26 protein-coding genes and 2 pseudogenes are annotated in these 24,935 nt (G+C 63.0%); 21 read left to right on the forward strand and 7 right to left on the reverse strand.

What is annotated here, in order from left to right; genetic code table 11:
* Positions 1-138 precede the first annotated feature (138 nt).
* The 13 genes and pseudogenes from AB4O25_RS02735 to AB4O25_RS02795 form a co-directional block, all read left to right on the forward strand.
* Positions 139-235 (forward strand): annotated as a pseudogene (locus tag AB4O25_RS02735) (transposase); the annotation flags it as partial.
* Between the two features lie 261 nt (positions 236-496).
* On the forward strand, positions 497-2,074 hold the full coding sequence (locus AB4O25_RS02740; RefSeq protein ID WP_065877940.1) for a ShlB/FhaC/HecB family hemolysin secretion/activation protein: 1,578 nt from the start codon (positions 497-499) through the stop codon (positions 2,072-2,074).
* A 24-nt stretch (positions 2,075-2,098) separates the two neighbouring features.
* Entirely contained in the window at positions 2,099-3,898 is a 1,800-nt protein-coding gene (locus AB4O25_RS02745; protein ID WP_460150431.1) for a DUF2341 domain-containing protein, read from the forward strand.
* Between the two features lie 11 nt (positions 3,899-3,909).
* The gene (locus AB4O25_RS02750) at positions 3,910-4,335 is read left to right on the forward strand and encodes an ExbD/TolR family protein (protein ID WP_010211136.1); all 426 of its coding nucleotides are present in this window, start codon (positions 3,910-3,912) and stop codon (positions 4,333-4,335) included.
* A gap of 131 nt (positions 4,336-4,466) precedes the next feature.
* On the forward strand, positions 4,467-5,042 hold the full coding sequence (locus AB4O25_RS02755; RefSeq protein ID WP_460150936.1) for an energy transducer TonB family protein: 576 nt from the start codon (positions 4,467-4,469) through the stop codon (positions 5,040-5,042).
* Positions 5,043-5,096: 54 nt separating this feature from the next.
* Positions 5,097-6,797, forward strand: coding sequence for a putative porin (locus AB4O25_RS02760; RefSeq protein ID WP_460150432.1), 1,701 nt, complete (start codon positions 5,097-5,099; stop codon positions 6,795-6,797).
* An 18-nt stretch (positions 6,798-6,815) separates the two neighbouring features.
* Entirely contained in the window at positions 6,816-7,442 is a 627-nt protein-coding gene (locus AB4O25_RS02765; protein ID WP_017530249.1) for a hypothetical protein, read from the forward strand.
* Positions 7,443-7,462: 20 nt separating this feature from the next.
* Complete coding sequence (locus AB4O25_RS02770) at positions 7,463-7,930, forward strand: YbjN domain-containing protein (protein WP_017530250.1); 468 nt, start codon at positions 7,463-7,465, stop codon at positions 7,928-7,930.
* Positions 7,927-8,868 (forward strand): peptidylprolyl isomerase, encoded by a 942-nt coding sequence (locus AB4O25_RS02775; RefSeq protein ID WP_116079724.1) that lies wholly within the window; start codon positions 7,927-7,929, stop codon positions 8,866-8,868. Before AB4O25_RS02770 ends, AB4O25_RS02775 begins: the two co-directional genes overlap by 4 nt.
* Positions 8,869-8,918: 50 nt before the next feature.
* Complete coding sequence (locus AB4O25_RS02780; protein WP_017530252.1) at positions 8,919-9,896, forward strand: LysR family transcriptional regulator; 978 nt, start codon at positions 8,919-8,921, stop codon at positions 9,894-9,896.
* A gap of 66 nt (positions 9,897-9,962) precedes the next feature.
* Complete coding sequence (locus tag AB4O25_RS02785) at positions 9,963-10,517, forward strand: histidine phosphatase family protein (RefSeq protein WP_017530253.1); 555 nt, start codon at positions 9,963-9,965, stop codon at positions 10,515-10,517.
* Between the two features lie 45 nt (positions 10,518-10,562).
* Complete coding sequence (gene cobF / locus AB4O25_RS02790) at positions 10,563-11,318, forward strand: precorrin-6A synthase (deacetylating) (protein WP_460150434.1); 756 nt, start codon at positions 10,563-10,565, stop codon at positions 11,316-11,318.
* Between the two features lie 11 nt (positions 11,319-11,329).
* Positions 11,330-12,049, forward strand: coding sequence for an alpha/beta hydrolase (locus tag AB4O25_RS02795; protein ID WP_460150436.1), 720 nt, complete (start codon positions 11,330-11,332; stop codon positions 12,047-12,049).
* A gap of 55 nt (positions 12,050-12,104) precedes the next feature.
* Here AB4O25_RS02795 and AB4O25_RS02800 read toward each other — a convergent pair whose 3' ends face one another.
* Both AB4O25_RS02800 and AB4O25_RS02805 read right to left on the reverse strand, forming a co-directional pair.
* Positions 12,105-12,659 carry a DcrB/PsbP domain-containing protein gene (locus tag AB4O25_RS02800; protein WP_116079725.1) on the reverse strand — a complete coding sequence of 185 codons (555 nt, stop codon included), beginning with the start codon at positions 12,657-12,659 and terminating at the stop codon, positions 12,105-12,107.
* 73 nt (positions 12,660-12,732) lie between these two features.
* A complete protein-coding gene (locus AB4O25_RS02805) occupies positions 12,733-14,541 on the reverse strand; it encodes a monovalent cation:proton antiporter-2 (CPA2) family protein (RefSeq protein WP_460150438.1) in 1,809 nt (602 codons plus the stop codon).
* A gap of 229 nt (positions 14,542-14,770) precedes the next feature.
* On the opposite strand from AB4O25_RS02805, the gene AB4O25_RS02810 reads away from it, so the two are divergent.
* A complete protein-coding gene (locus tag AB4O25_RS02810) occupies positions 14,771-16,321 on the forward strand; it encodes a DUF726 domain-containing protein (protein ID WP_460150439.1) in 1,551 nt (516 codons plus the stop codon).
* Positions 16,322-16,362: 41 nt separating this feature from the next.
* On the forward strand, positions 16,363-17,679 hold the full coding sequence (locus AB4O25_RS02815; RefSeq protein ID WP_460150441.1) for an Nramp family divalent metal transporter: 1,317 nt from the start codon (positions 16,363-16,365) through the stop codon (positions 17,677-17,679).
* A gap of 115 nt (positions 17,680-17,794) precedes the next feature.
* Here the strand turns inward: AB4O25_RS02815 and AB4O25_RS02820 are convergent.
* A pseudogene (locus tag AB4O25_RS02820) lies at positions 17,795-18,728 on the reverse strand (LysR family transcriptional regulator).
* Between the two features lie 118 nt (positions 18,729-18,846).
* Here AB4O25_RS02820 and AB4O25_RS02825 point away from each other — a divergent pair.
* From AB4O25_RS02825 to AB4O25_RS02835, 3 genes are all read left to right on the forward strand, one after another.
* Positions 18,847-19,335, forward strand: coding sequence for a DMT family transporter (locus AB4O25_RS02825; RefSeq protein ID WP_116079726.1), 489 nt, complete (start codon positions 18,847-18,849; stop codon positions 19,333-19,335).
* 4 nt (positions 19,336-19,339) lie between these two features.
* Positions 19,340-19,792, forward strand: coding sequence for a DMT family transporter (locus tag AB4O25_RS02830; RefSeq protein ID WP_017530262.1), 453 nt, complete (start codon positions 19,340-19,342; stop codon positions 19,790-19,792).
* A gap of 89 nt (positions 19,793-19,881) precedes the next feature.
* Positions 19,882-20,052, forward strand: a complete 171-nt coding sequence (locus AB4O25_RS02835) for a metallothionein (RefSeq protein ID WP_017530263.1) — start codon at positions 19,882-19,884, stop codon at positions 20,050-20,052.
* A gap of 52 nt (positions 20,053-20,104) precedes the next feature.
* Here the strand turns inward: AB4O25_RS02835 and AB4O25_RS02840 are convergent, their stop codons facing one another.
* Both AB4O25_RS02840 and AB4O25_RS02845 read right to left on the reverse strand, forming a co-directional pair.
* A complete protein-coding gene (locus AB4O25_RS02840) occupies positions 20,105-20,377 on the reverse strand; it encodes a hypothetical protein (RefSeq protein WP_017530264.1) in 273 nt (90 codons plus the stop codon).
* A gap of 16 nt (positions 20,378-20,393) precedes the next feature.
* Complete coding sequence (locus tag AB4O25_RS02845; protein ID WP_017530265.1) at positions 20,394-20,636, reverse strand: DUF6555 family protein; 243 nt, start codon at positions 20,634-20,636, stop codon at positions 20,394-20,396.
* A gap of 116 nt (positions 20,637-20,752) precedes the next feature.
* Here AB4O25_RS02845 and AB4O25_RS02850 point away from each other — a divergent pair, with 116 nt between their 5' ends.
* The 3 genes from AB4O25_RS02850 to AB4O25_RS02860 all read left to right on the forward strand — a co-directional run bounded on the left by AB4O25_RS02850 (position 20,753) and on the right by AB4O25_RS02860 (position 22,767).
* Complete coding sequence (locus AB4O25_RS02850) at positions 20,753-21,517, forward strand: AraC family transcriptional regulator (protein ID WP_026067451.1); 765 nt, start codon at positions 20,753-20,755, stop codon at positions 21,515-21,517.
* Between the two features lie 88 nt (positions 21,518-21,605).
* The gene (locus tag AB4O25_RS02855) at positions 21,606-21,779 is read left to right on the forward strand and encodes a DUF1427 family protein (protein ID WP_017530267.1); all 174 of its coding nucleotides are present in this window, start codon (positions 21,606-21,608) and stop codon (positions 21,777-21,779) included.
* 28 nt (positions 21,780-21,807) lie between these two features.
* The gene (locus AB4O25_RS02860; protein WP_116079728.1) at positions 21,808-22,767 is read left to right on the forward strand and encodes a quinone oxidoreductase family protein; all 960 of its coding nucleotides are present in this window, start codon (positions 21,808-21,810) and stop codon (positions 22,765-22,767) included.
* Positions 22,768-22,818: 51 nt separating this feature from the next.
* On the opposite strand, the gene AB4O25_RS02865 is transcribed toward AB4O25_RS02860, so the two are convergent.
* Positions 22,819-23,844 carry a purine-nucleoside phosphorylase gene (locus AB4O25_RS02865; RefSeq protein ID WP_460150443.1) on the reverse strand — a complete coding sequence of 342 codons (1,026 nt, stop codon included), beginning with the start codon at positions 23,842-23,844 and terminating at the stop codon, positions 22,819-22,821.
* A 14-nt stretch (positions 23,845-23,858) separates the two neighbouring features.
* Positions 23,859-24,806 carry a nucleoside-specific channel-forming protein Tsx gene (locus AB4O25_RS02870; RefSeq protein ID WP_017530270.1) on the reverse strand — a complete coding sequence of 316 codons (948 nt, stop codon included), beginning with the start codon at positions 24,804-24,806 and terminating at the stop codon, positions 23,859-23,861.
* Positions 24,807-24,935: the final 129 nt, after the last annotated feature.

Consider the following 24,935-nt stretch of genomic DNA (forward strand, 5'->3'; position numbering starts at 1 on the left):
GAAGTCTCCAGCTACATCCCCGCCGGCCATTCCCTGGTGTTGCTGCGCCCGCGGATCGACGAGGTGCTCGAACAGCACCGTGAGTGGCTGGTGGCCGAGCCCTCGATGTTGATCGCGCCGCAGACCGTGTTGCAGATATTGCTGCTGCAACTGCTGTACTCGGTGCCCAGCGAGCAGCAACTGCATGAGCAGCTCAATTACAACCTGTTGTTCCGCTGGTTCGTCGGCCTGGACCTGAACCACAAGGTCTGGAGCATTCACGTGCTGACCCGCGACATCGCCACGCTGCTGAGCAACCCGCGTGCGGTGCAACTCATCCAGAAAATCATCGGTGACGTGTTCTGTGGCGCCTTGCTGCACATGCCGGAGTTCTCGTTGAACTTCGCCTGCTGCACACCTGGCTGGCACGTCACGGCAACACCTCGATCGCCAGCAATTGAGCCGGCCGAACGCCGTAGCAATGACGGCGCAAAAAATCAGCAAGTCAGGGGGCGGTGTGGAGCATCTGTTCAAATCAGCGCTGGCGCTGTGCTGCTTGACGCTTGGGGCCATGGCCCTGCCGGCGCAGGCGCAGGAGCCGGCACGCAGGGTCGACGTCAACGAGTACTTCGTGCGCGGCAATACCGTGCTCGATGCGGCAACCATCGAAGAGGCGGTGTACCCGTTCCTGGGGCCGCAAAAGACCCTCGACGATATCGAAGGCGCCCGCGATGCGCTGCAGAAGATCTACCAGGCGCGCGGCTACCAGTCGGTGTTTGTCGAGCTGCCGGAGCAGAAGGTCGATGACGGAATCGTCTACCTGCAGGTCAGTGAAACCAAGGTCGGCCGGGTGCGCGTGGTGGGCGCCAAACATTACTCGCCGGTGGAGATCCGCGAGCAAGTGCCGGGCCTGGAGGAGGGCGCCGTGCCGGACTTCGCCAGCGTGCAAACCCAGTTGGCCGGGCTCAACCGCAGTGCCGGGCGCCAGGTCACGCCGCTGGTGCGCGAAGGCCAGCGCCCCGGCACCATGGACGTGGATTTGCAGGTCGAAGACCAGAACCCCTGGCACGCCAGCCTTGGCCTGAACAACGACTACAGCGCCGACACCAAGGAACTGCGCTCGGTCGCAACCCTGGGCTACGACAACCTGTGGCAACTGGGCCACAGCATTTCCCTGACCTATTTCACCGCGCCCGAGGACACCTCGAACGCCAAGGTCTGGTCCGGCTCCTACAGCGCGCCGCTGGACGAGCGCTGGACCTTGCAGTTCTCCGGTTACCAGTCCGACAGCAACATCGCCACCATCGGCGGCAGCAACGTGTTGGGCAAGGGCCATTCCTATGGGGTGTCGGCGATCTACAGCCTGCCGGCCGCCGGTAACTGGGCCAATTCCTTCTCGTTCGGTATCGACTTCAAAGACTTCGACGAGCAGATGAAATTCGGGTCCAGCAGCGATCAGGTGCCGCTCAAATACGCGCCGTTCACCCTGGGCTACAACGGCTATCGCTACACCGAACAATCCCAATTGGGCCTGGGCCTGAACCTGATCGTCGGCACCCGCGCCTTCTTTGGCTATGGCAGCGACGCCGAAGAGTTCGACTACAAGCGCTACAAGGCCAGCGCCAGTTTCGCCGTGCTCAAGGGCGACCTCACCTACAGCTACACCTTCGCCAACGATTGGCAGTCGGCGTCCAAGGCCGGCTTCCAACTGGCCTCGGGGCCGCTGGTATCCAACGAGCAGTACTCGGCCGGTGGCGCCACCTCGGTGCGCGGCTACCTGGCGGCGGAACGCACCGGCGATGAGGGCGTGCTGCTGTCCCAGGAGCTGCGCACGCCGTCCCTGGCCAAGCTTCTCGGCAGCTATGTGCAGGAGTGGCGTTTCTATGCGTTCGCCGAAGGCGCGCGCCTGCGCCTGCACGACCCGCTGCCCGAGCAAGAAGATGAATACAGCCTGGCCAGTGTCGGCCTGGGCACCCGCGCCAGTTTGAGCAAATGGTTATCCGGCAGCCTGGATTGGGGCTACCCGCTGCTCGATGGACCGAACACCCAGAAACAGGACTCGCGGCTGCACTTCAGTGTGCAGGCGACTTTCTGACTTTTTCTTCCGGAGACTTCACCCATGCAACGCCTATTTCTGAGCCTGTTGATCTGCCTGGGCTTCGCGCTCCCGGCCACCGCCCATGCCTGGTGGCAGGATGACTGGCACTACCGCAAGCAGATTTCGGTAGACACCACCGCCCAAGGCGCCGCGATCAGCCAGGCCCTGGGCCGCACTGCGCTGCTGGTGCGCCTGCACACCGGCAATTTCAGCTTTGACGGGATCAAGGACGACGGCGCCGACCTGCGTTTTGTCAGCGCCGATGACAAGACCGTGTTCAATCACCAGATCGAGAGCTTCGACCCGCTGATGGGCATGGCGCTGATCTGGGTGGATGTGCCCAAGGTCGAAGGCGGACAGCGCCAGGACCTGTGGATGTATTACGGCAACCAGAAGGCACCGGCCACCGCCAACGGCCAGCTGACCTTCGACCCCAATTACACCGCGCTGTACCACTTTGACGGTGCCAATGCGACGCCGCCACGCGATACCACGGCTTACGCCAACACCGCGCTGAACGCCACCGGCACAAGCATCGACGGCGTAATCGGCCGCGCCTTGCAGTTCGCCGGTGAGCCGCTGCTGTTGCCGGCCAGCCCGTCGCTGCAACACGCCGCCGGCGGCGCGTTCACCTTCAGTGCCTGGCTGCGCCTGGACCAGGCCAGTGGCGAGCAGATCGTTCTGGCGCGTCGCGATGGCGCCCATAGCCTGTTGCTGGGGCTGAACCAAGGCATGCCGTTTATCGAGATCGACGGCCAGCGCGCCGTATCGACCCAACCGCTGAACCCCGGCCAATGGCAGCACCTGGCGTTTACCGCTGAAGGTGAAAAAGTCGCGTTGTATGTCAACGGCCGCGAAACCGCCAACCTTGGCGTGGCAATGCCGGCGTTCAATTCGCAACTTGCCGTGGGCGCCGACCTGCCCCAAGCGAGCAGCACACACCAGCCATTCGCCGGGGCCATGGATGAGTTGCGCTTGTCCAAAGTGGCCCGCCCGGCCGCGTTGTTGCTGGCCGACGCAAATGCTCAGGGCGCCGAGTCGAAACTGGTGGCTTATGGGGTGGATGAGGAACAGTCGGGCATGGGCTTCGGCAGCCTGGGCTTTTTGCTCAACGCCGTGCCGGTGGATGCTTGGGTGATCATCCTGGTGCTGGTGGCAATGATGGTGCAGTCGTGGTTCATCATGCTGCGCAAGAACCGCCAGGTCAGCCGCGTGAGCGCTGCCAACGAGGTGTTCCGCGAGCATTTCGCCCAGATCGGCACGCGCCTGGAGATGTACGCCGATGACGCCCAGTTGGGTGAGCGCCTGACGCATTCCTCGCTGTGGCGCCTGTACCTGGTGGCCGTCAAGGAGATTCGCACCCGCCGCGCCCAGGGCGCCGATACCTCGTCGGTGTCGGCGGCGACCATCGAAGCCATCCGCTGCTCCATGGACGGCGTGCGCACCCGCGAAAACCAGGCGCTCAGCGCCAAACTCTCGACCCTGTCCAACGCCATCGCCGGTGGCCCGTACATCGGCCTGCTCGGCACTGTGCTGGGGATTATGGTGGTGTTCCTCGGCACGGCCATGGCCGGTGACGTGAACATCAACGCCATTGCCCCCGGTATGGCCGCCGCGTTGCTGGCCACGGCCATGGGCCTGTTCGTCGCGATCCCCGCGCTGTTTGGCTACAACCGCCTGATCACGCGCAACAAGGAAGTGAGCGCCGACATGCGCGTGTTTGTCGATGAGTTCATCACTCGCCTGGCGGAGATGCACGGCGAGAGCCAGCACAGTGAAGCGGCGCACCGCCGCGAGCATCACGCGTCGGTTCCGGCCTGAGGAGAATTGCCATGGCTAGCGTAAATGCCTCCCACGACGATGACGATGATGCCGCCGTCGACAGCATCAACATCACGCCCCTGGTGGACGTGCTGATGGTGGTGCTGGTGATGTTTATCCTCACCGCCACTGCCCAGGTCTCGGGTATCCAGATCCACTTGCCCAAGGCCAGCGCCTCGGTGTCGTTGTCAGAGGCCAAGACCAAGGCCATCTCCGTCAATGACGGCGGCCAGGTGTTCCTCGACGCTTACCCGGTGACCCTCGGCGAGCTGGAAGAGCGCCTGCGTATCGAGAAAGCGCTGAACCCGGACTTCCCTGTGATCGTGCGCGGCGATGCCATGGTGCAGTACCAGAAGGTCATTGAAGTGCTCGACTTGTTGCGCCGGCTGGAGCTGTCCCAGGTCGGGCTGGTTACCGGCAAACCGAGCCAGGGCTGAGTCATGACCGCACAGATCCGATCAGGCCGTTACCGGTCAAGAACACGCCGCCGTTGCGCCCGCTGAAGTGGGGCGCCGGCCTGTTGCTGGGGGCCGTGGCGGCCTGGCTGTTGTGGCAGTGGGCCAATGACATGAGTGGCGTACGCCGCGAGGCGCCGAAGGTGCCGACGATTATCCCGTTGCCGCCACCGCCACCGCCGCCGCCGGAAAAACCCAAGGAGCCCGAGCCCCAGGTGGAAGAAAAAATCCCGGAGCCGGTGCCTACCCCAGCGCCGGAAGAGGTCAAGCCGGCCGAGGAAGCGCCGCCGTCACCGGCCGATGACCTGGCCAACCCGATGCAGATCGATGGCGATGCGCAGTCGGGCAACGATGGTTTCAACATTGGCGCGGGCAAGGGCGGCGGCATGGCCGGTTCCGGCGGCGGTGGCCTTGGCGCCGGCACGTACAAGCAATACCTGGCCGGGGTGTTTCAACGCCTGCTGCGTGAAGACCCGGAATTGCGCAAGAAGGCTTACACGGTGCAGGCGGACTTGTGGCTCAACGCTGAAGGCCAGGTGATCCGCGCCGAGTTGGCCAAGTCCAGCGGCGATGCCCAAACCGATGCCCAGGTGTTGGCGGCCTTGCGCGCGCCCCATGCCACGCAACGGGTGCCGGCTTCGGTAACGCTGCCGGTACGCCTGTCCCTCAAGGGCCGGCGCCCGGATTGATCGAGCACTCTTCAACTGCATTTCTCAACGGTTTTTTACAGGAGTTGCGTACACATGATTTCCCCCGTGAATCGACTGACCCTGGCGGTTGGCATGGTCATCGCGACCCTGGTCGGACAGGCGGCGGCAGCCCCGGTCGCCCCCTCGGAAAACGTCACCATCAACCTGATCCGCCTGCTGGTGCAGCAGGGTGTATTGACCCAGGACACCGCCAACGGGCTGATCGCCCAGGCCGAAAATGAGGCCCGGCAGGCACGCCAGGCCAATGCGGCGCCGACGGTTGCCAGCGGCCCCGCCGCAGCCCCTGGCGACGTGCGCGTGCAGTACGTGCCGCAAGCGGTACGCGATCAGATCCGTGACCAGGTGAAGGCTGAAGTCATGGCGACCGCCAAGCAGGAAAACTGGGCCCAGCCCAATACGTTTCCGGACTGGATCTCGCGCATCGGTTTTGATGGCGATATCCGTTTGCGCGACGAGTCGCGCTATTTCTCGGGCCGCAACGACAACACCATCACCGACTACGCCAAGCTCAACGACACCGGCCCGTACGACGTCAACAAAAACTCCAACACCCGGTTCCCGCCCTTGCTCAACACCCGCGAGGACCGCGAAAACCTGTTCCGCCTGCGCGCGCGCCTGGGCATGAAAGCGGTGATTTCGCCGGAATGGACCGCCGGCATCCGCATCGCCACCGGCTCGGACAATAACCCGGTGTCCACCACCCAGACCCTGGGCGGCGGCTTCGGCAAAAAAGACATCTGGCTCGACCAGGGTTACTTGAGCTGGAAAACCACCGATGCCATGACCGTGACCGCCGGGCGCATCGGCAACCCGTTTTATTCCACCGACATGATGTATTCCAACGACCTCAACTTCGATGGCGTGGCGGCGATCTTCAACCACAGCCTCAACAGCGAATGGGGCCTGTTCGGGACCCTGGGCGCGTTCCCGGTCGAATACACCTCCGACACCGCCAGCAGCAATGGGATCGACAAGGAAGACAGCCAGACCAAATGGCTGTTTGGCGGGCAGATCGGCGCAGACTGGAAGATCAACCGCAGCAACCGCCTCAAGCTCGCCGCCGCTTATTACCAGTTCCAGGACATCGAAGGCGAGCGCTCCAGCCCGTGCTCCACATGGAAGGGGGCGGCGGGCTGCGACACCGACGGCACGCGTGTGGCTTTTATGCAAAAAGGCAACACGGTATTCAACCTGCGCAACAACACCACCAACCCGACGGACCCGGCCAAAACGCCGGACCCGCAGTTCGTCGGCCTGGCGTCGAAGTTCGATGTGCTGGACCTCAACCTGGTCTGGGACAGCGAACTGCCGAGCGACTTCAAGCTGCGCACCCAGGGCAACTTCATCCACAACCTGGCCTACGACAAGGGCGAAATGCTCAAGCGCAGCGAAGGCGAGATCGTCAACAACATCAACGGCAACGGCCAGTTTGAAAGTGGCGGCAATGCCTTGATGGTCTCGTTCACCCTTGGCAGTGCGTTGGAAATGCGCAAGCGCGGCGACTGGAACGTGCTGGCCGGCTACAAGTACATCCAGCCCGACGCCTTGCCCGATGGCTTCAACGATTCCTCGTTTCACTTGGGCGGCACCAACGCCAAGGGTTACTTCATCGGCGCCAACTACGGCATCGACAAGAACATCTACGCCAGCGCGCGTTGGTTGAGCGCGTCCGAAGTGTATGGCCAGCCGTTCGAAGTCGATGTGATGCAACTGGAACTCAACACGCGCTTCTGACGCGCAGGGAGATGCCACATGAACATTAGAATAGGCGGGCTGTTGTTGCTGCTGGTCGCCACTGGCGCCTCGGCCGAAGGCATGGAAGAGCGCCTGCGCACCCAACTGCGCAGCACCACCCAGCAGTTGCAGGCGCTGCAAAGTGAACAGGCCCAGGCCAGTGCCGCGCGCCTGGCCGCCGAAACCCAGGCCAGGCAGGCCCAGGCGCAGATCAAGCAATTGACGGCCGAGCTGGAAAAGACCCGTGGCGTGGCCGAGCAACTGGCCGGCCAGCAGCAGAGCCTGCACAGCCAGGCGCAAGCGCAGGTGAATGCGAGCAACGAGCAGATCGGCAAGTTCAAGAAGGCCTACGACGAATTGCTGGTGCTGGCCAAGGGCAAGGAGGCTGAGCGTGCCAGCCTCCAGGCCAGGCTGGCTGAACGTGACACACAAGTGCAGCAATGTTCAGTCAAGAATCAACAGATGTACGGCGTGGCCCAGCAGTTGCTCGCGGCCTACGAAAAAATCGATGTGGCACAGGTGATGAGTATCCGCCAGCCCTTCGCCAGCAGCACGCGGGTCAAGTTCGAAGAACTGGCCCAGGGCTTTGGCGACGATCTGTACAAGAGCCGTTTTGATGCGCCCCAGGCGGGCGTTACCCATTGATCGACAAGGAAGCACAGAGCATGAGCGAATTGATCACCAGCGTCAGCGTCCAGAGCCTTACCGAGCTGTTGCAGGAAGCCGGTTATCGGGTCAACCAGAGCGAACAGAACGGCATCGTGCAGTTGCTCAGCGCCAGCCAGGGCATCGGTTTTGCGGTGCGCTTCGGTAACCCGGCGACGGAGCAGGGCGCGTACGTAGACTTCACCTACAGCTGCGCGCTGCGGGTACAGGGCGAGTTGCCCGAGGGCCTGGCCCCGGTGTGGAATGCCTCGCGCCGCTTTGCACGGTTGTCGGTGCAGGGCGAATTCTTGCTGATGGAAATGGACGTGGTGGTGGCCGGTGTCGGCGCCACGCACTTGCGCAGCCAACTGGAACTGTGGGATCGCCTGCTGCAGGAATTTATCGTTTACCTGCGTGAGTACAGCCAGCACGCGGCGCAGTTGCAGGCCCAGCCTGCGGCGGTCGCTGAAGAGGCCTCGGCACTGTGAAGAAGCCAACCCTGATGGTCGGCGCGGGTGCGCTGGCCCTGTTGGTGGTGGCGGTGGGCTTGAGCCTGCGCCCGGGCAGCGACCCGGTGGCGGCGCAACAACCGGCGCCCTCGACCAGCCCCGTACCTGGCGGGCCGGCGGTGGCACGCCTGGGCAACCAGCAGATCGACCTGCCGGAACTCAACAGCGTACTGGCCAGCCTGCCGGCCGAAACCCGCGAGCAACTGCGCGGCAACCGTGGCGCGCTGGAAACCTGGATTCGCTCGCGGCTCGCGCAAAAAGCCGTACTCGAACAGGCCGATGCCCAGGGCTGGCGCCAGCGCCCGGAGGTGGAGCAACAGACCCGCGCGGCGACTGAGCAGATCGTGTTTCGCGATTACATGCTGTCGGTCAGCCAGGTCCCGGCCGATTACCCCAGCGCCGCCGAGTTGCAACAGGCGTATGACAGCGGCAAAGCCCAGTGGGTGACGCCGCCGTTGTACCGGGTGAGCCAGATTTTCCTCGCCGTGAGTGACCCGCAAGCCCTCGACGCGGTACGCCGTCAGGCCCAGGAACTGAGCCGCAAGGCCCAGGCCGCACCGGGGGATTTTGCCGCGCTGGCCACGCAATTCTCCCAGGACCCAGACAGCGCCGCGCGCGGTGGCGATTCCGGTTTGCAGCCGTTGCAGCAACTGGTGCCGCCAGTGCGCGAGGCGGTGGCGCGACTCAAGGTCGGCGCAGTCTCGGAGGCGGTGCAGAGCCCGGCCGGGTTTCACGTGCTCAAGTTGATCGCCCAGCAACCGGCACGCACCGCGACCCTCGACGAACTGCGCGAGCGCCTCACCGAGGCGCTGCGTGCCCAGCGCCAGGAACAGATCGCCAAGGCTTACCTCGAAGGCATGCTCAACACCGCGACCTTGAGTATCGACGGCGCCCAATTGAATAAGGTGCTGGAGTAGACGCCGCACCCCGCATTGGATGCACACGCCCATCAGACAAGGAGTCTCCCATGGCATTACTGGAACCGTCCGGCCCTCAGGGGCCCGCAGCCTATCGCGCAGCGGTCGAGCCACGCGGCCATTGGCTGGCGCTGGCGCATCAGATCGACCCGGAGGTGGCGCGCTACTTTCTGGTGAGCGCGCGTTGCGGCTGCTTTATGCAGGCGGCGCGCAGCCTGAACATCAAGGCGACCTTGCTGCGCAAACGCCTGGCGCAACTGGAGGAACACCTGCGGCACTCGCTGTTCACCTACCAGGGTAACGGCTTGGTGCTCAGTCGCGACGGCTTGCAATTGCAGGCGCAACTGGTCGCCCTGGCCCATCAACGACGCCTGCCGGTGGTAGAGCAACCGTTGATTCGCCTGGCGGTGGCCGAACCGATCCTGCACGACATCCTCGGTCGCGACCTGATCGCCTTGCTGCGCCGCAATGCCAGCGTGCGCCTGGAGATCATCGCCATCGACAGCCAACAGTCCCTGCAAGCGGTGGAGGTGGACGTGGTGCTGTGGTTGTCGGACACCGACGGCCCGGTGCCTGGCCCAAGCTTCGCCATCGAACCGCCGCGATCGCTTGCGCGGTTGCAGTATTTGCCGCACATCGCCAAGCGCTATTCGCGCCTGACCACGCGGCCGGACAGCGTCGAGGACCTTGATGACTACATGCTGGTGCAATGGCAGCCCGACGCACAGGTCGACGCCTTGCAGCCGTGGAACCAAGTGGTGCAACGGCGCCTGGCCGCGGTGGTGCAGGTGCATGCCTATTCGCTGATGTTGGAAATGATTCGCTGCGGCGCCTGTATCGGGTTGCTGCCGCACTATATGAGCAGCTTCGACCGTGGCCTGGTGGCTTTGCCGGGGCTGTTGGCCGATAGCATGCAGCGCCAGGTGTGGCTGGCGGTGAACGTGCAGGTGCGCGATGCCGAGGCGGTGCGGGTGATTGTGGAACTGATCGTCGGCACATTCGAGGGGCGGCGGGAGTGGTTTGATTAGCGTTGCGCAACAGCGTTATCTGCGCCAGTCTTGGTGGCCTCGTCCGTTGTGTTGGAGCGAACTGCGATGCAGGGCACCCGTTTGACCCTTATCTGCCATGCCGTCACCCCTTTTCAAAAACAGGGGCGTTTTGCCGCTGACGAGTCGGTGGTGATGGATTGGCGCAATGCGAGCTTATCCCTGGCGGGTCGTTATAAGAAAAACCCGCGCTTGCTGTGTGGGCCGGAAGCGCGCACCCGGCAGACCGCAGGTCTGTTCGGTCGCGACCCGAAGGTCGAAAAAGCCCTGCGTGATGGCGACTGGGGGCGTTGGGCGGGGCAGGACGTCAACGCAGTAGATCGCCACGAATTGATGGAGTGGCTGACCGACAACGCCAGCGCGCCCCACGGCGGCGAGTCGGTCGACAAGGTCTGCGCGCGGGTAGGGCGATGGATGAAGTCGCTCGAACACCACCCCGGCCATGTGGTGGCCGTGACCCACCCCTTGGTGATCCGCGCCGCAATGCTGTACGTCATGCAGTTTCCGATCTCGATGTTCTACCTGATCGACGTCGAACCGCTGTCCGCCACCGAGCTGCGCTTCAACGACGTGTGGCGCCTGCGCCTGGAAGCTCACGCCTGAGTGGGCAAACATGGCAACATTCACGTCCCGCAATGAGAGCAACCCATGAAACGCATCCTGATCATCGGCATTGGCGCCGGCAACCCTGACTACATCACGATGCAGGCCGTGAAGGCGCTGAACCGCACCGACGTGTTTTTCCTGATGGACAAGGGCCAGAGCAAAGACAAGTTGATCGACCTGCGCCGCGAGATCTGCGACACCTATATCACCGAGCCCGGCTACCGTTTTGTCGAGGCCGATTGCCCCGAGCGCGTGCGCGGCGAGATCGACTACACCACCGCCGTGCAGGACCTCAACCGCGATAAGCAAGCCACCTTCGAGCGCATGATCAACGAGCACATGGCGGACGGTGAGGTGGGCGCCTTCCTGGCCTGGGGCGACCCGGCGCTGTACGACAGCACGATCCGCATCCTGCAGGCGATCCTGGCCAGTGGTCGTTGTGCCTTTGAATTCGAGGTGATCCCCGGCATCACCAGCGTGCAGGCCCTGGCCGCCCGGCATAAGGTGGCCTTGAACCGCATCGGCAAGTCCGTCGAGATCACCACCGGTCGACGCCTGGCGGCGGGGCAGGCCAGTGATGCCGATACCTTGGTGGTGATGCTCGACGCCGAAGACTCCTACCGCACCGTGGCCGACCAGGACATGGATATTTACTGGGGCGCCTACCTGGGCACGCCGGATGAAATCCTGGTCAGCGGCAAGGTCGGCGAGGTGGCTGACGAAATTCGTCGGGTGCGCAAGGCGGCGCGCCTGGCCAATGGCTGGATCATGGACACTTATTTATTGCGCAAACCCTGAGGTAGCGTCCCATGTTCAAACCCATTGCCCTCGCCCTGGCCCTGATGGCCGGCGTTGCCCACGCTGATGCCAGGTTGCACACCGATTTGCCGCTCGCGTACCTGGAACAGACCCAAAGCGACGCGCGCAACGAGCCGCTGGTGATTTTTTTGCACGGGTTCGGCAGCGATGAGCAAGACCTGTTCGGCATCAAGGACGCATTGCCTTCCACCTGGACTTACTTGTCGGTGCGTGCGCCGACGCCGGTGCAACCGAACGGCTTTCGCTGGTTCACCAAGACGCCGGGTGACGGCGAATACGATGGGGTAACGGCTGATCTGCAGAGCAGCGCCAAGCTGATCAAGGATTTTGTCGGCAAGGCCACCGCCAAGTACCACACCCAGCCCGACCGGGTGTTCCTGGTGGGCTTCAGCCAGGGCGCGATCATGTCTTACGAGGTGGCCTTGCGTGACCCACCGTTGGTGCGCGGTATTGCGGCGCTCAGCGGCAGCGTGCTGGCGGTGCTCAGGGCCGAGCTCAAGCCGGACGAGCGCTTGGGCAAACTGGCGATCTTTATTGGCCACGGCACCCTGGACCAGGCGCTGCCGTATGACTCGGCGACGCGGGCGAATGAGCTGTTGGTGGGGTTGGGGCTCAACCCCGAGTTTCATGGCTACCCGGGGATGAACCACACCATCAGTGAGGCGGAAGTGCAGGACCTGAAGGCCTGGCTGGAAAAAAGCCTGAAATAAAGGGGGTCAAACCTGTGGCCCCCCACATTGGCTATTCACTGTTGGGGCGATCGGGTTACTTATTGCCGGTGATTTGTTTCACCAGCGCCGCATGCCCCTTGGCATCATCGGCCCGCGAGATTGCCTGGATCACCACCAGTTGGTTGCCCGAACCACCGAGAAACGTGGAGTTCAGGGTTTTGCCGCCACCCTGGGTGGCGGTGCTGTCCACCTGGCGCAGGCCGAGGCCCTTGACGGTGAGTTTTTTCTCGGCCTGTTTTTTGAAGTCGGGCAGGGCGGCGCTCTGGTCCTTGACGAAACCGGCCACCGCGCCATCGAGGAACTGCGGGTCGTTGTCGCCGATCTTGACCCCGTCTTTACGCACGGTTTCGGCGACGATCACTACACTTTTTGTGGTCTGGTTGGCGTACATCGTGCCCTGGGTGTCGGCGGTGCCATCCTCGGCCTTGCCGGCCGGCAGGGTGTCGGCGGTGTAGGCCTTGGGCAGGGTGAACGTGAACTTGCCGCCCAGGGTGGAGACGGTCTGGGTGGTCGGTTTGGCGGCGGCGAACACGCTGCCGGCGGTTAGCGCAAGGGCCAGCAGGGCAGCGGTCTTGGTGAAGGTGGCCATGAAGCGCTCCAAGGGATGAACGAGATTGCGGAGCATTCTGTCAGAAAATTCGCAATATCGTTCATCCGCAGCGTCACACCTTGTCGGACTCTTCCTCAAGTCTGTCCATTTCAAACAGCCGCGCCAGTTCCGCACGGGCTTCCTGGGCGGTTTGCATGACTTTGGCCGCGTCGTCGTACACCGCGTGCTGGGCGGCGAGTACTTGCAGGTCGTGGTTCTTGAAGCGGTTGATGCGTGCATCGGCCTGGGCCTGGCTCAACCCCAGGCCCACCAGGGTGCGGCGGCTCATTTCCAGGCTGGAGTAGAAGGTTTCGCGAACCGGCGAGGCGTCCAGGTCCACCAGGCGGTGTACGTGCTGGCGGTTACGGGCGCGGGCGATGATCTTCATGTGCGGGTAGAGGTTGCGCACCAGTTCCGCGGTCTTGATGTTGATCTCCGGGTCGTCCATGGCGATCACAAAGAACTCGGCCTGGTCGACCTTGGCCGCGTGCAGGATCTCGGGGCGTTGCGGGTCACCGTAAAACACCGGTATGCCGCCGAAGCTGCGGGTCAACTCGATGGTTTCCACCGAGGTATCGAGGGCGATGAACGAGATGTTCTGGGCGCGCAGGATCCGCGCGACGATCTGGCCCATGCGGCCCATGCCGGCGATCACCACGCGCGGCGCGTCGCTTTCGATGGCGCGATATTCCTCGGGCACTTCCACTGCTTTGACCTTGGGCTTGAACAACTTCGGGCACACCAGCAACAGCAGCGGCGTGACCGCCATGGACAGGGTAATGGTCAGCACGAGGATGTCGTAGAGGTGGGGTTCGAACAGGCCCTGGTCACGGCCGATCTTGAACACGACAAAGGCGAACTCACCGCCGGCGGCCAGCACTACGCCAAGGCGCAGGGCGCTTTCGCGGTTGAGGTCGCCCACCAGCCGGCCCACGGCATAGAGCAGCGGCAGCTTGAGGCCGATCAGCAGCAGGGTCAGGCCGATCACCACCAGCGGTGAACTGATCAGCAGGCTGAGGTTGGCGCCCATGCCCACACTGATAAAGAACAGCCCCAACAGCAGGCCCTTGAACGGTTCGATCTGGGATTCCAGTTCATGGCGGTACTCCGAATCCGCCAGCAGCAGGCCGGCAAGGAAGGCGCCGAGGGCCATGGACACTCCCACCAGCTCCATCAGCCAGGCCGTCCCGATCACCACCAGCAAGGCGGTGGCCGTGGACACTTCCCGCAGCCCGGTCTTGGCGACGATGCGAAACACCGGGCGCAGCAGGTAACGCCCGCCGATGATCACCACGGCGATGCTGCCGAGGATCTGTAGCACGTGCTGCACGCCTTCGGCTTCGGTGGTGGGGTGATCACTGCCGGCCAGCAGCGGCACCATGGCGATCAGCGGGATCGCGGCGATGTCCTGAAACAGCAGAATCGCAAAGGCCAGCCGGCCGTGGGGCTGGTTCAGCTCCTTGCGCTCGGCCAGGCTTTGCAGGCCAAACGCCGTGGACGACAGCGCCAGGCCCAGGCCCAGCACGATGGCACTGTTCCAGGCCTGGCCAAATACCCAAAGCGCCACCGCACCCATCACCACCCCGGTCAACAGCACCTGGGCCAGGCCGACACCGAACACCGCCTTGCGCATCACCCATAAACGCTTGGGCGACAGCTCCAGGCCGATGATGAACAGCAGCAACACCACCCCCAGCTCAGAGAACTGCGCGACACTTTGCGGGTTGCCGATCAGGCCCAGTACCGAGGGGCCGATGATCACACCGGCGAACAGATAACCGAGCACCGCGCCCAGTTGCAGGCGCTTGGCCAGCGGCACGGTGAGCACAGCGGCGAGCAGGAACACCACCGCTGCTTGTAACAGGTTGCCTTCATGGGGCATTGCGAACTCCAGGATCTTTAAAGCCAATCAACAGGTGCGTATTAGAGCGCTTTTTACATTTCGAAAATTGTGTTTTTGCGGCATGTCGGGGGATGCCTCGCCATTTCTATGGGCTGATGGCGCTTATTGAGCCTCTTCAGGCGCCAGGACCCGCGCCGGTCAGGATTCACCGTCCTGTCGCTCACCCTTTGTTACTATCGCTGCCCCCGTCACCAGGAGTCACCGCCCCATGCAACGCCAGTGGGATGAAATGCACCGCACCCGCAAACCCACGTTCGTACTGTGTGGCGAGCCCCGGGGCGATGTGCTCAATCTCTATGTCCATGGTTATTCGGCGTTCTTCAATCGCCAGCAACTGGGCAATTTCAAGGCGCAACTGGCGAGTATCGAAGGCTCCACCAACCTGATGCTGTTCTGGCCGGCGGGGCACTTTCTGGAAAACCTGTTTGCGCCCTTCAAGGAGGTGATCGCCGCGATGCTCGGCGGCGGCGTGGGCGCAGCCACCGTGGGGGTGGGCAAGGCGATCGCGTATTTTCTTGATCACTACAAAAGTGTCGAGGCTCGGGTGGACGAGGTGGCCGGCAGCTTACTGCCGGAACTGGCCGCCTACCTGCACGGTGAGTCGCTGCAGGTGCGGCGCATCAACCTGATCGGCCATTCCCTGGGCGCGCGGATTCTGGTCAAGAGCCTGCTGGCCAGCCCCGAAACCGCACGGGAGCTGCCGTTGGACAACCTGCTGCTGATGGGCGGGGCGATTTGTACGTCGAGCCCTTGGGATGAAGTGGCGGCACCGCTCAAGGGGCGGGTGATCAACTGCCATTCCAGCAAGGATTGGGCCCTGGCCCTGAAACCCGATACCGAGCGCTGTATAGGCCGTTATGCCATCCCGCTGACGCCGGCGCTGAAGACCAAGGTCAGCAATGTGCATTTGGCCAGCTTCGACCACGCCGCCTACTGGCCGCAGTTGCAAACGGTGGTGCAGTACACCGACCTGTTGCAGGAGCGGCGCGGCCTGATCCGCTCCGACCAGCGCAGCGCCGAGGTGCGTTTTGCCGAGGAGGACGCAGACTTGTTCCCGGCCCTGGTGCGGGCGCGGCCGGAGGAACTGAAGTTCCTGGCCGAGTTGATGGCGCAAAAACGCAGCGCGTCGATTGATGCCAGCGTGCGCGAGCCGCTCAAGTTGGCCATCGAGTTACAGCGCATGGGCGGTGACAGCTTTATGAACCTGGCCCGTGGCCATGGCGTGGGTTATCGCCAGATCGCCGAAGCCGTGGCGCGACGCCTGGGCATCAGGTTTGAGCAGCCGCTTGACAGTGTGGTGCTGGCAGACATTGAAGCTCAGGTGGCCGAAACACTCATCGAGCAGTACAAGGACAAGCTCAGCAACGCCGATCGGCAGGTATTCGACGCCGAGCTCCGGGCCGCCGCGCAAAAAGAGCAGGGCGTGTTCCATCGCATCGACGTGAGCCGTACGGCCACTACCGCGTTGAGCGGTACGGCATTGGCCGGGTTGACCGGGTTTATCCTGCGCCGGGGCGCGGCCACGGCTATTCCAGTGGTGGGCCAGGCGTTGGCGGCGGCCATGCTGTTGGTGAGCGGTGTACGGGCGTTTTCCGGCCCGGCCTATTCGATCACTACCCTGGCGGTGCTGGTGATCGGGGTGATTCGCCAGCGCATGGAGCGTGAAGCGCTGAACCAGGAGATGGACTTGGTGGTGCAGGTGGTGGAGGCGTTTGACTTGCCCCGTGACACGGTGATGCGCACGGTTGCATCCGACTGATAAGCTGCGCGCCTGTTTAGTGTGTTTGCCTGGGATACCGCGTGAAATTCAGCCTGCCGAAAATCGCTACCGCCCCGTTCTGCCCGCCGGAAGTGGCCGGTTCTGTCGCCGTCGACCCCAAGGCTTCGTTCTTCAAGCGCATCCTCATGTTCGCGGGCCCCGGCCTGCTGGTGTCCATCGGCTATATGGACCCCGGCAACTGGGCCACCGCTATCGAAGCCGGCTCGCGCTACGGCTACAGCCTGTTGTTTGTGGTACTGCTCGCCAGCTTGGCGGGGATGGCGGTGCAGTGCCTGTGCTCGCGGCTGGGCATCGCCACCGGCAAGGACTTGGCGCAACTGTGCCGCGAGCGCTACAGCAAGCGCTCGGCCCGCACCCAATGGGCGCTGGCGGAGATCTCCATCATTGCCACCGACCTGGCCGAAGTGCTCGGTTGCGCCCTGGCGTTTCACCTGCTGCTGGGGGTTTCGCTGACCACCGGCATTGTGATCACGGCGTTCGATACGTTGTTGGTGCTGGCCCTGCAAAACCGCGGTTTTCGTCGCTTGGAAGCGATCATGCTGGCGTTGGTGGCAACCATCGGCGTGTGTTTTATTGAACTGGCGTTGATCAAGCCTTACTGGCCCGACGTGTTCAGCGGCTTCGCGCCGTCGTTGTCAGCCATCAGCGATGCCGCACCGCTGTACCTGGCCATCGGTATCCTGGGTGCCACGGTGATGCCCCATAACCTCTATTTGCACAGCTCGGTGGTGCAGACCCGCCTGATCGGCAAAGACCTGGCCAGCAAACAGGACGCGGTCAAACTGGCGCGTATCGACACCATCGGCTCCCTGGCCTTGGCCTTGTTGGTCAACGCCGCGATCCTGGTACTGGCCGCCGCTGCTTTCCACAAGACCGGGCATACCGACGTGGTGGAAATCCAGGACGCCTACCACCTGCTTGACCCCTTGGTAGGAGGGGCATTTGCCAGCATCCTGTTCGGTATCGCCTTGCTGGCGTCCGGGCAAAGCTCGACGTTTACCGGCACCATCGCCGGGCAAGTGATCATGGAAGGCTACCTGAACCTGCGCATTCCCTGCTGGCAACGCCGCCTGATCACCCGTGGGCTGGCGCTGATCCCGGCATTTCTGGGCGTGTGGCTGATGGGCGATGACGCGATCGGCAAGTTGCTGATCCTGAGCCAGGTGGTGCTCAGCCTGCAGTTGCCGTTTGCCCTGTACCCGCTGATCCGCATGACCGGCGACAAACAGCTGATGGGCGCGTTCGTCAATCGGCTTCCTACCAAGGCGTTGGTGTGGTTGCTGTTTGCGGTGATCAGTGGGGCGAATGGGTGGTTGATAGGGCAGTGGCTGTTCTGATCGAACAGTGGGGCCTCACGGATTTGGTAGTTTGACCGAGTGTTTTTGCTTCACCCCAGGGCACGGTCATCAGGTGGCTTGCGCCCTGTTTTGGCCAGGCGACGATGAGATTCGCTTACCGATCCCAATACGGGACCGTCCCAAAACACGCCACAAAGTAGTCAATCACGGTCCTGACCTTCAGCGACAAGCGCCGGCTCCCCCGGCCACAACGCCGCGATCTGCTGCGGCTCCAGCGTGGTTGCCACCTGATAGTCGGTCAGTACCGCTTGCAAGGTGCCGGCACGCAGGCTGTCACCGATCAGCCAGGATGGAAACACCACCAGGCCCAGACCCTGTTCGGCGGCGTGGGTGAGGGTGTCGGCATGGTTACCGGTGATCGGGCCTGTGACGCTGTAAGGCGTCCAGTTGCCCTGGTCGCGGCGCAAGAACCAGCGCTCCTGGCCGTTGACGCCTTTGTAGGCCAGGCATTGATGGTTGGCCAGTTCGTCTGGGTGCGTGGGCGTGCCATGTTTTGCCAGGTAGGCGGGGCTGGCGGCGATGCGGAAACGCTGGGGCGCAAAAATACGCGCCTGCATGCTGGAATCATTGAGCACGCCGATGCGAAATAGCAGGTCGGTGCCGTCTTGCAACGGGTCGACGAAGGTGTCGGTTTGCTGGATATCCAGTTGCAGCTTCGGGTAGCGCCGACACAACTCGCCCAGCCAGGGCGAAAGATGGCGCTGGCCGAACACCATCGGCGCGTTGATGCGCACCAGCCCACTGGGTTCGCTGTCCTGTTCCTGCAACGCCTGGCTGGCGGCTTCCAGCTGTTCGAGCATCAAGCGTGCATGCCGCCCCAGTAAGCGCCCGGCTTCGGTGGGGCTGACGGCGCGGGTATGGCGATAGAGCAATTGCTGGCCGACGGCGTGTTCCATGAGTTGGATTTGCCGCGAAATCGAGGAGGGCGCCAGGCCCTCGCGGCGCGCCACTTCGGAAAAACTGCCGTGGTCCAACACCGCGACGAATAGGCGCAGCGCCTTGAAACTCAATTCATTCAAACCCTGCATCGTGGCTCCAGGCTGTGCGTTTTACGCAAAGGTGTTGTCGGCATGCTCCCATTTATCGCACAGGACCACCACCGGATAATGCGCGCCATCCAATTCTTTGTTGAAGCGCAGGTGATGTATGCGAGCCAGTTCTGTCGAGGGTGTGGCGCAAGCCGCGCCAAAAAATAACCTTCTGCGGTTGTTGTTACTGCCGCTGGTGATCCTGGCGGGCATGGGCTTGTCGGTCGAGGCCGGTTTGCTCGGGCCGCTGGGTGAGCAAGTGGGGCATTTGTGGGCAACCTTGAGCATCTTTGGCGTGGGCTCGGCGATTCTGGTCTTGCTGCTGCTGTTCAGCGGCCCGCAAAAAGGCCCGGCGCTCACTGAGCTGCCACGCTGGCAACTGATCGGCGGCTTGCTGGGGCCGATTTACGTGGTGGTGCTGACCCTGGCTACGCCGCACATCGGTATCGCCATGACCATGATCGCGATTCTGTCGGGGCAGGTGGGCAAGAGTGTGTTGATCGACCACTTCGGCTGGTTCGGCGCGGCGCGCAAGCGCGTCAACGGCGAGCGGTGGATTGCGCTGGCGTTGATTGTGGCGGCACTGGTTTTGATTGCACGAGGGTAAGCGGATGAATCTGATGATGTTATTGGTCGTGGTGGTGGCCGCCGGCGCGGTATTGAGCGTGCAAGCGGCCATCAACGGTCGCTTGGGCCAGACGGTCGGCGTGCTGCGCAGCAGCCTGGTGACCTTTGCGGTCGGCGCGCTGGTCACGGCGCTGTTGATTTTCTTCTTTGAACCGGCACAGGCAGTGAGTTTGCTCGACGTACCGAAATGGCAGCTGACGGGCGCGCTGTTTGGCGTGGTGTACATGATGGTGATGGTCGGTGCGGTGCCGGTGGTCGGTGCGGCGGTGGCGACCGTGGCAGTGATCACGGGGCAGTTGGCCATGGGCATGTTGATCGATAACTTCGGCTGGCTGGGCAATCCTGCCATCGAACTGTCCGGCAGCCGGTTGTTGGCGATGGCGTGCCTGGCGCTGGCGCTGGTGTTCATGTACCGCAGCAACACGCGCACCGACTGATGGTTTGAACGATCGGCATGAGCCCGCAGTCATTGCTTAAGGTGCCGGCGCTCGCCGCACCGGGACGACCATGAAAGAGGAGTCTGAACATGCCAGATCAAACCTGTGCCTGCCCACACTGCAAATGCGTGCTGGGCGCCGACGCGGTCATGAAAGACGGTAAGGGTTATTGCTGCCAGGGCTGTGCGCAACACCATGCCCATGGCGAGCCTTGTGCTTCGGCCACGGGCTGCGAGTGCGCCAAGTCGGCTCATGGCTGAAAGCCAAAACCGTGTGGGGGCGTATGTGCTCCCACACGTTGGTGTGCTGCGGCTATTGGGTTTCCAGCTCAAGCCTCAGGCTGTGGTCCGACAGGCGTTGACGATCCTTGACGACCCCGCTGGTGCGACGGCCTTCGAGCGCAAACACCACGGTCTGCGCATCGTGCAAGTCTTCCGGCAACGGCTGGAACACCTTGACCACCAGCCAGCCGGGTCGTCGTTGCACGCTCACCTGACATTCGACGTGCTTGGCCAACGGCCCAAACAGCGTGTCCTGGGTGTAGTCAATGCGCGCCTTGCCATTGAACAGTGCGGGTAAATTCATGCTGTTTTCTCCTTGATCACGCCTGGGCGCGCGCGTCCGAGCGGCGCCATTGCACGTTGGTGATGCCGAACTTTTCGGCCTGCTCCCGGCTGGTCTTCTTGACCTGCTCGCGAGCGAAGCGGCCGATACGCCCCACGCCGGCGTCGCAGCTCGCCCAATGCCAGGCTTCCAAGGCATCGAGCTTTTCCAGCCGGATAATGAATGACTTGGCTTCGCCATGAAGGGTGTAGTCGATTACAAACAGTTTTGCGTTATTCATTGGTCCATCAATCCTGTGGTGTAAACAAGTGATCCCCGGGGCCTGTAAAAATTCACTCGGATTGTCGAGCGGTCATCATTACCATGGTGGCCTGTCCCTCCAATGATGTGCGCCCTATGGCCCTGGCTGCGCCCCCCGATTTGAGTGATCACGCCGTCCCCGTGCAACCTTTGGCGCGAACCTATCCGCGTGGTTTGTATGTGGAGCGCCACAGCCACGACTGGGGCCAATTGCTGTATGCCATGAGCGGGGTGATGTGGGTCGAGACACCTCGCGAAGCCCTGGTGGTGCCACCCCAGCGCGCGGTATGGCTGCCGCCGGGGGTGGAGCATGGGATTCGCGTGGTCTCGGACCTGCAGATGCGCAATATCTACCTGCGCCCGGCCCTGGCGACGACGCTGGACAGCCAGGTGCAAGTGATCGAGGTGGGTGGGTTGCTGCGCGAGCTGATCGTCACGCTGGTGGAGGAGGGGGACGGCGACGATGCGACGTACTACGACGCGGTGGTCGGCCTGGCCCTGTTGGCGTTGCAACGGGCGCGGCGTTCGCAGATCCGCATCGCCATGCCGCCGGACACCGACCGTCGTCTGGTCAGTGCATGCCAGGCGGTCATGGCCGCGCCGTCCCTGGATATCCCGTTCGAACAGCACGCCGAAACGGCCGGTGCCAGCGTGCGCACCTTGGCGCGGCTGTTTCAGAGCCACCTGGGCATGGGGTTCGCCGAATGGCGCCGCCAGGTGCAACTGGCCACGGCGGCGGCCGAGTTGATCCAGGGCCGGCCGGTCAACGGTATTGCCCGCTCCCTGGGCTATTCACCGAGCAGTTTCAGCGACATGTTCCGCCGTGAACTGGGTGTTGCGCCTTCGCAGTACACCGGCTGAGGTTTGGCCGAAAGGCTGAAGCAGTTGGCCGATGGCGATACGTGGGGCTGCTTAGACTAAGCCCATCCACCCACACGGCGTTGCCCCCATGAATTACCTGATTTCCCTCGCCATCGGCCTGTTGGTCGGCGTGATCTACGGTGCCCTGGATTTCCGCTCACCCGCACCGCCCGCCATCGCCCTGGTGGGCCTGACGGGCATGCTGCTAGGCGAAAAACTGTGGCCCATGGGGCGGCAGCTGGTCAGCGGTTGGTTGTCTTGACTCCTTTTTCCTGCGATGGATGTTGCCCATGAAAGCCCTGCAATTTTCCGCCACCGGCGACCTCGCCGCGCTGAGCCTTGTCGACGTTGAAACCCCGGTGCCGGCTGCCGGCGAAGTGCTGGTCCGGATCAAGGCGGCGGGCCTGAACCCCAGTGACGTCAAGAACGTGCTCGGTCGCTTCCCCTACACCACGCTGCCACGTATTCCCGGCCGGGATTTCGCCGGTGTGGTCGTTGAAGGCCCGCAGGCGCTGCTGGGTCGGGACGTTTGGGGTACCGGCCGCGATCTGGGTTTTTTCGCCGACGGCTCCCACGCCCAATACCTCAGGGTGTCGGCCAAGGGGGTGGCGCATAAGCCCACGCATCTGAGCTTTGCCCAGGCCGCCAGCCTCGGCGTGCCGTACACCACCGCGTGGGACGCGCTGGAGCGCAGCGGTGTGGGCAAGGGCACGCGGTTGCTGGTGATCGGCGCGAACGGTGCCGTGGGCAGTGCGGCGCTGGCCTTGGCGAAGATCCGCGGTGCCCAGGTGCTGGCGGCGGTGCGCAAAGCCGATCAGGCCGAGGCGTTGCAGGCGCAAGGTATGCAGGCGATTGTGCTGGGCGAGCCGCAAGGTTTGGGCGCGCAGGTCAATGCCGTATACCAGGGCGGCGCCGACGTGATCTTCGACACCACGGGTTTCTGGCTGCCCGCCGCCGTCGCAGGCCTGGCACCGTTCGGTCGCATCGCGATCATCGCGGCCCCGGTGGACGGCCACGTGCAGTTGCCGGCCCTGGCGCTGTACCGCAAGGGCGGGTCGGTGGTGGGCATCAATTCATTGCTTTATAACTGCGAGCAATGCGCAGTGATGCTGGAGCAGTTCGGGCGCTTTTTCGATGAAGGTTCGCTGCCGTTGCCGACGGGATTGCGTGAAGTGGCGCTGGTGGACGGCGTGCGCAGTTACCAGGAAGTCAACGGCGGCAGTGTGGATAAGATCGTCTTCCTGCCGTGATACGAGCCAAGTGTGGGAGGGGCAAAACCCCCTTCCACAGCTTGATTTTGACTAGGCGTCGGGCACGCCTTTTTCCCAGGCCGACCAGTTCTTGAGGATCGCCTGTACCAGTGGGTTACCCGTGCGGTAAAGGTTCTCCAGCGCCGGTACAAACCCGCCCTGGTCGGCGTACTTCAGCAGGTTATCCACTTCGCTGTAGCCTGGGTAAGGTCGGTCGAAATCGGAACCCGCGCGCACCACGGCCAGGCGCTGGATATCCACCAAGCCTTCACGGCTGGCGCGCAGCAGCGCCTCGTAGGTGGAGTTGTCTTCCTGCTGGGTGGTGCAGTATTCGCCTTTGTTGTCCGTGAGTAATCGGGTCCAGACTTCGGCGCGTTCGCTCAGGCGCGTGCCGGAGAACCAGGTATTGCCCGCCAGCGTGTCGCAGCGGGTGACCTGCGGCGGTTGGTTGGCGGGGGCGGCGGGGTAGTGTTTGCGCCAGGCGGCCGATTCCTTGCTCTCTGTGAGTTCAACCTTGTGCGACAGGGCAAAGGCCTTGGCCTGCAGTTTGGGGTTGAGTTCGAACACTTCGGTCTTGTAGTCCAGCGGCGGCTTTTCGTTGGGGCCTTTGGTGTTGATGCCGATGTAACCGGTCGGCCATTCCTTGGGCGCATCGCGCGAGTCCAGCTCCCACTGAGTGCCGAACTCCACCAGGTAGTGCGCCCAGGCGGCGGTGCCGATCGTGCCGTGCTTGGGGTTGATGCCGGCGATTCCGGCGACCAGGAAGTAGCTCTGGCGCAGGTCGAACCTGGGCGACAAGGCCAGCGCCAAGGTAGATGCGGCGGCGTTGGTCTGGCCCATGCCGGTCACCAGCAGGCACACCTCTTGGGTGTTACAGCGGATCACCGGGTATTCGGCGGACAGGCCCGGCACGCGCACTTCCTGTTTGAGTTCCAGGCGATCGATCCAGGTTTGCGCCTCGGGGGCGAACATGGTGATCAGCATCACCTTGGGTTTGATCGGCGCGTTTTGGGCGAGCGCCACATGGGGTAGCAGGGCAAGGCCTGCGGCTATCGAGAGGTGGGTAAAGGTATTCATCTAAAGCTCCTTGATCAGAATTGATAGCCCACGCCGGCGTAATAACCCCAGCCGTCTGAGCGCGCGCGGAAGTTGCCTTCGCCGAAATTCAACTCGCTGCCATCCTCCCAATTGCCGCCGTTGTGGAAGTAACGGCCGACCAGCGTGAAGCGCAGGTGGGTGAAGGAATACAGCAGCACGTTGGTCGCCACGGTGGAGTTGGCGGTGCGTGCCGGGTTGTCCTTGTGCAGGTTTGAGCCGAAATCGTGGTTGGTGAAGCCGATGTACGTCAACGAGGCGCCGTTGTCGAACGAGGCGATGGGCACGATGTACTTCATCTGCGCGCGGTAGCCGTCCCAGGAATATTCGTTGCTGGCGCCGTAGTTCTCCCACTGGTAACGCCCGTAGAAGTTGGCCGACAAGTTGACCCGCGAGTGGGTGTCGATATCGGTACCCAGGCCGCTGTACAGGGTGTTGGCGCGGTTTTGCTTATTGCTGCCGTGGTCGTAGATCCAGTCGAATGCCACGTACCATTCTTTGAACGGGCCGATGGCCAGGCTGCGACCGGCCAGGTAATCGATGGAAATACGCGGTTCATGCTCCATGAACACCGGCGAGCCATGGTCCCATGCACCTTTGTCATTGCTGTTACCGATGCCGAGGATCTTAGGCACGTCAATGTAGCCGTACAGCTCGAAGGGGCCCTTGCGGCCGAAGTACTCGTATTCCAGGTAGACATCGTCCTGCGGCTTGGGGCCGAAGCTGATGTCTTTGCTGCCGATCAGCGTCAGGTCCTGGTTGAACCACTCCGACAGATAGACGTTTTTTTTCGCCGGGGTGGCTTCAGGGGCCAGGGTTTCGCCCTGTGCTGAGTCATTGGAGGGGGATTCCTGCGCCAAAATGGGTGCGCTGAGTACTCCCGTAACGGCGGCCAGTAGCAAGGAAACACCAAAGCAAGCACGAGGCCTTGAGGTGAAGTGCATTGAAAATCCCTATTCGTACGCGATGTGAACCCGCTTCTGCGAGTGGTGGCGAACTTGGCGAGCAAGCTCTTATCGCAAACGTTTGCACACGCTGTACCAACTTTACTCAACAGCTTGAATGAGCTGACA

The sequence above is a fragment of the Pseudomonas sp. S3_A03 genome (assembly GCF_054668275.1).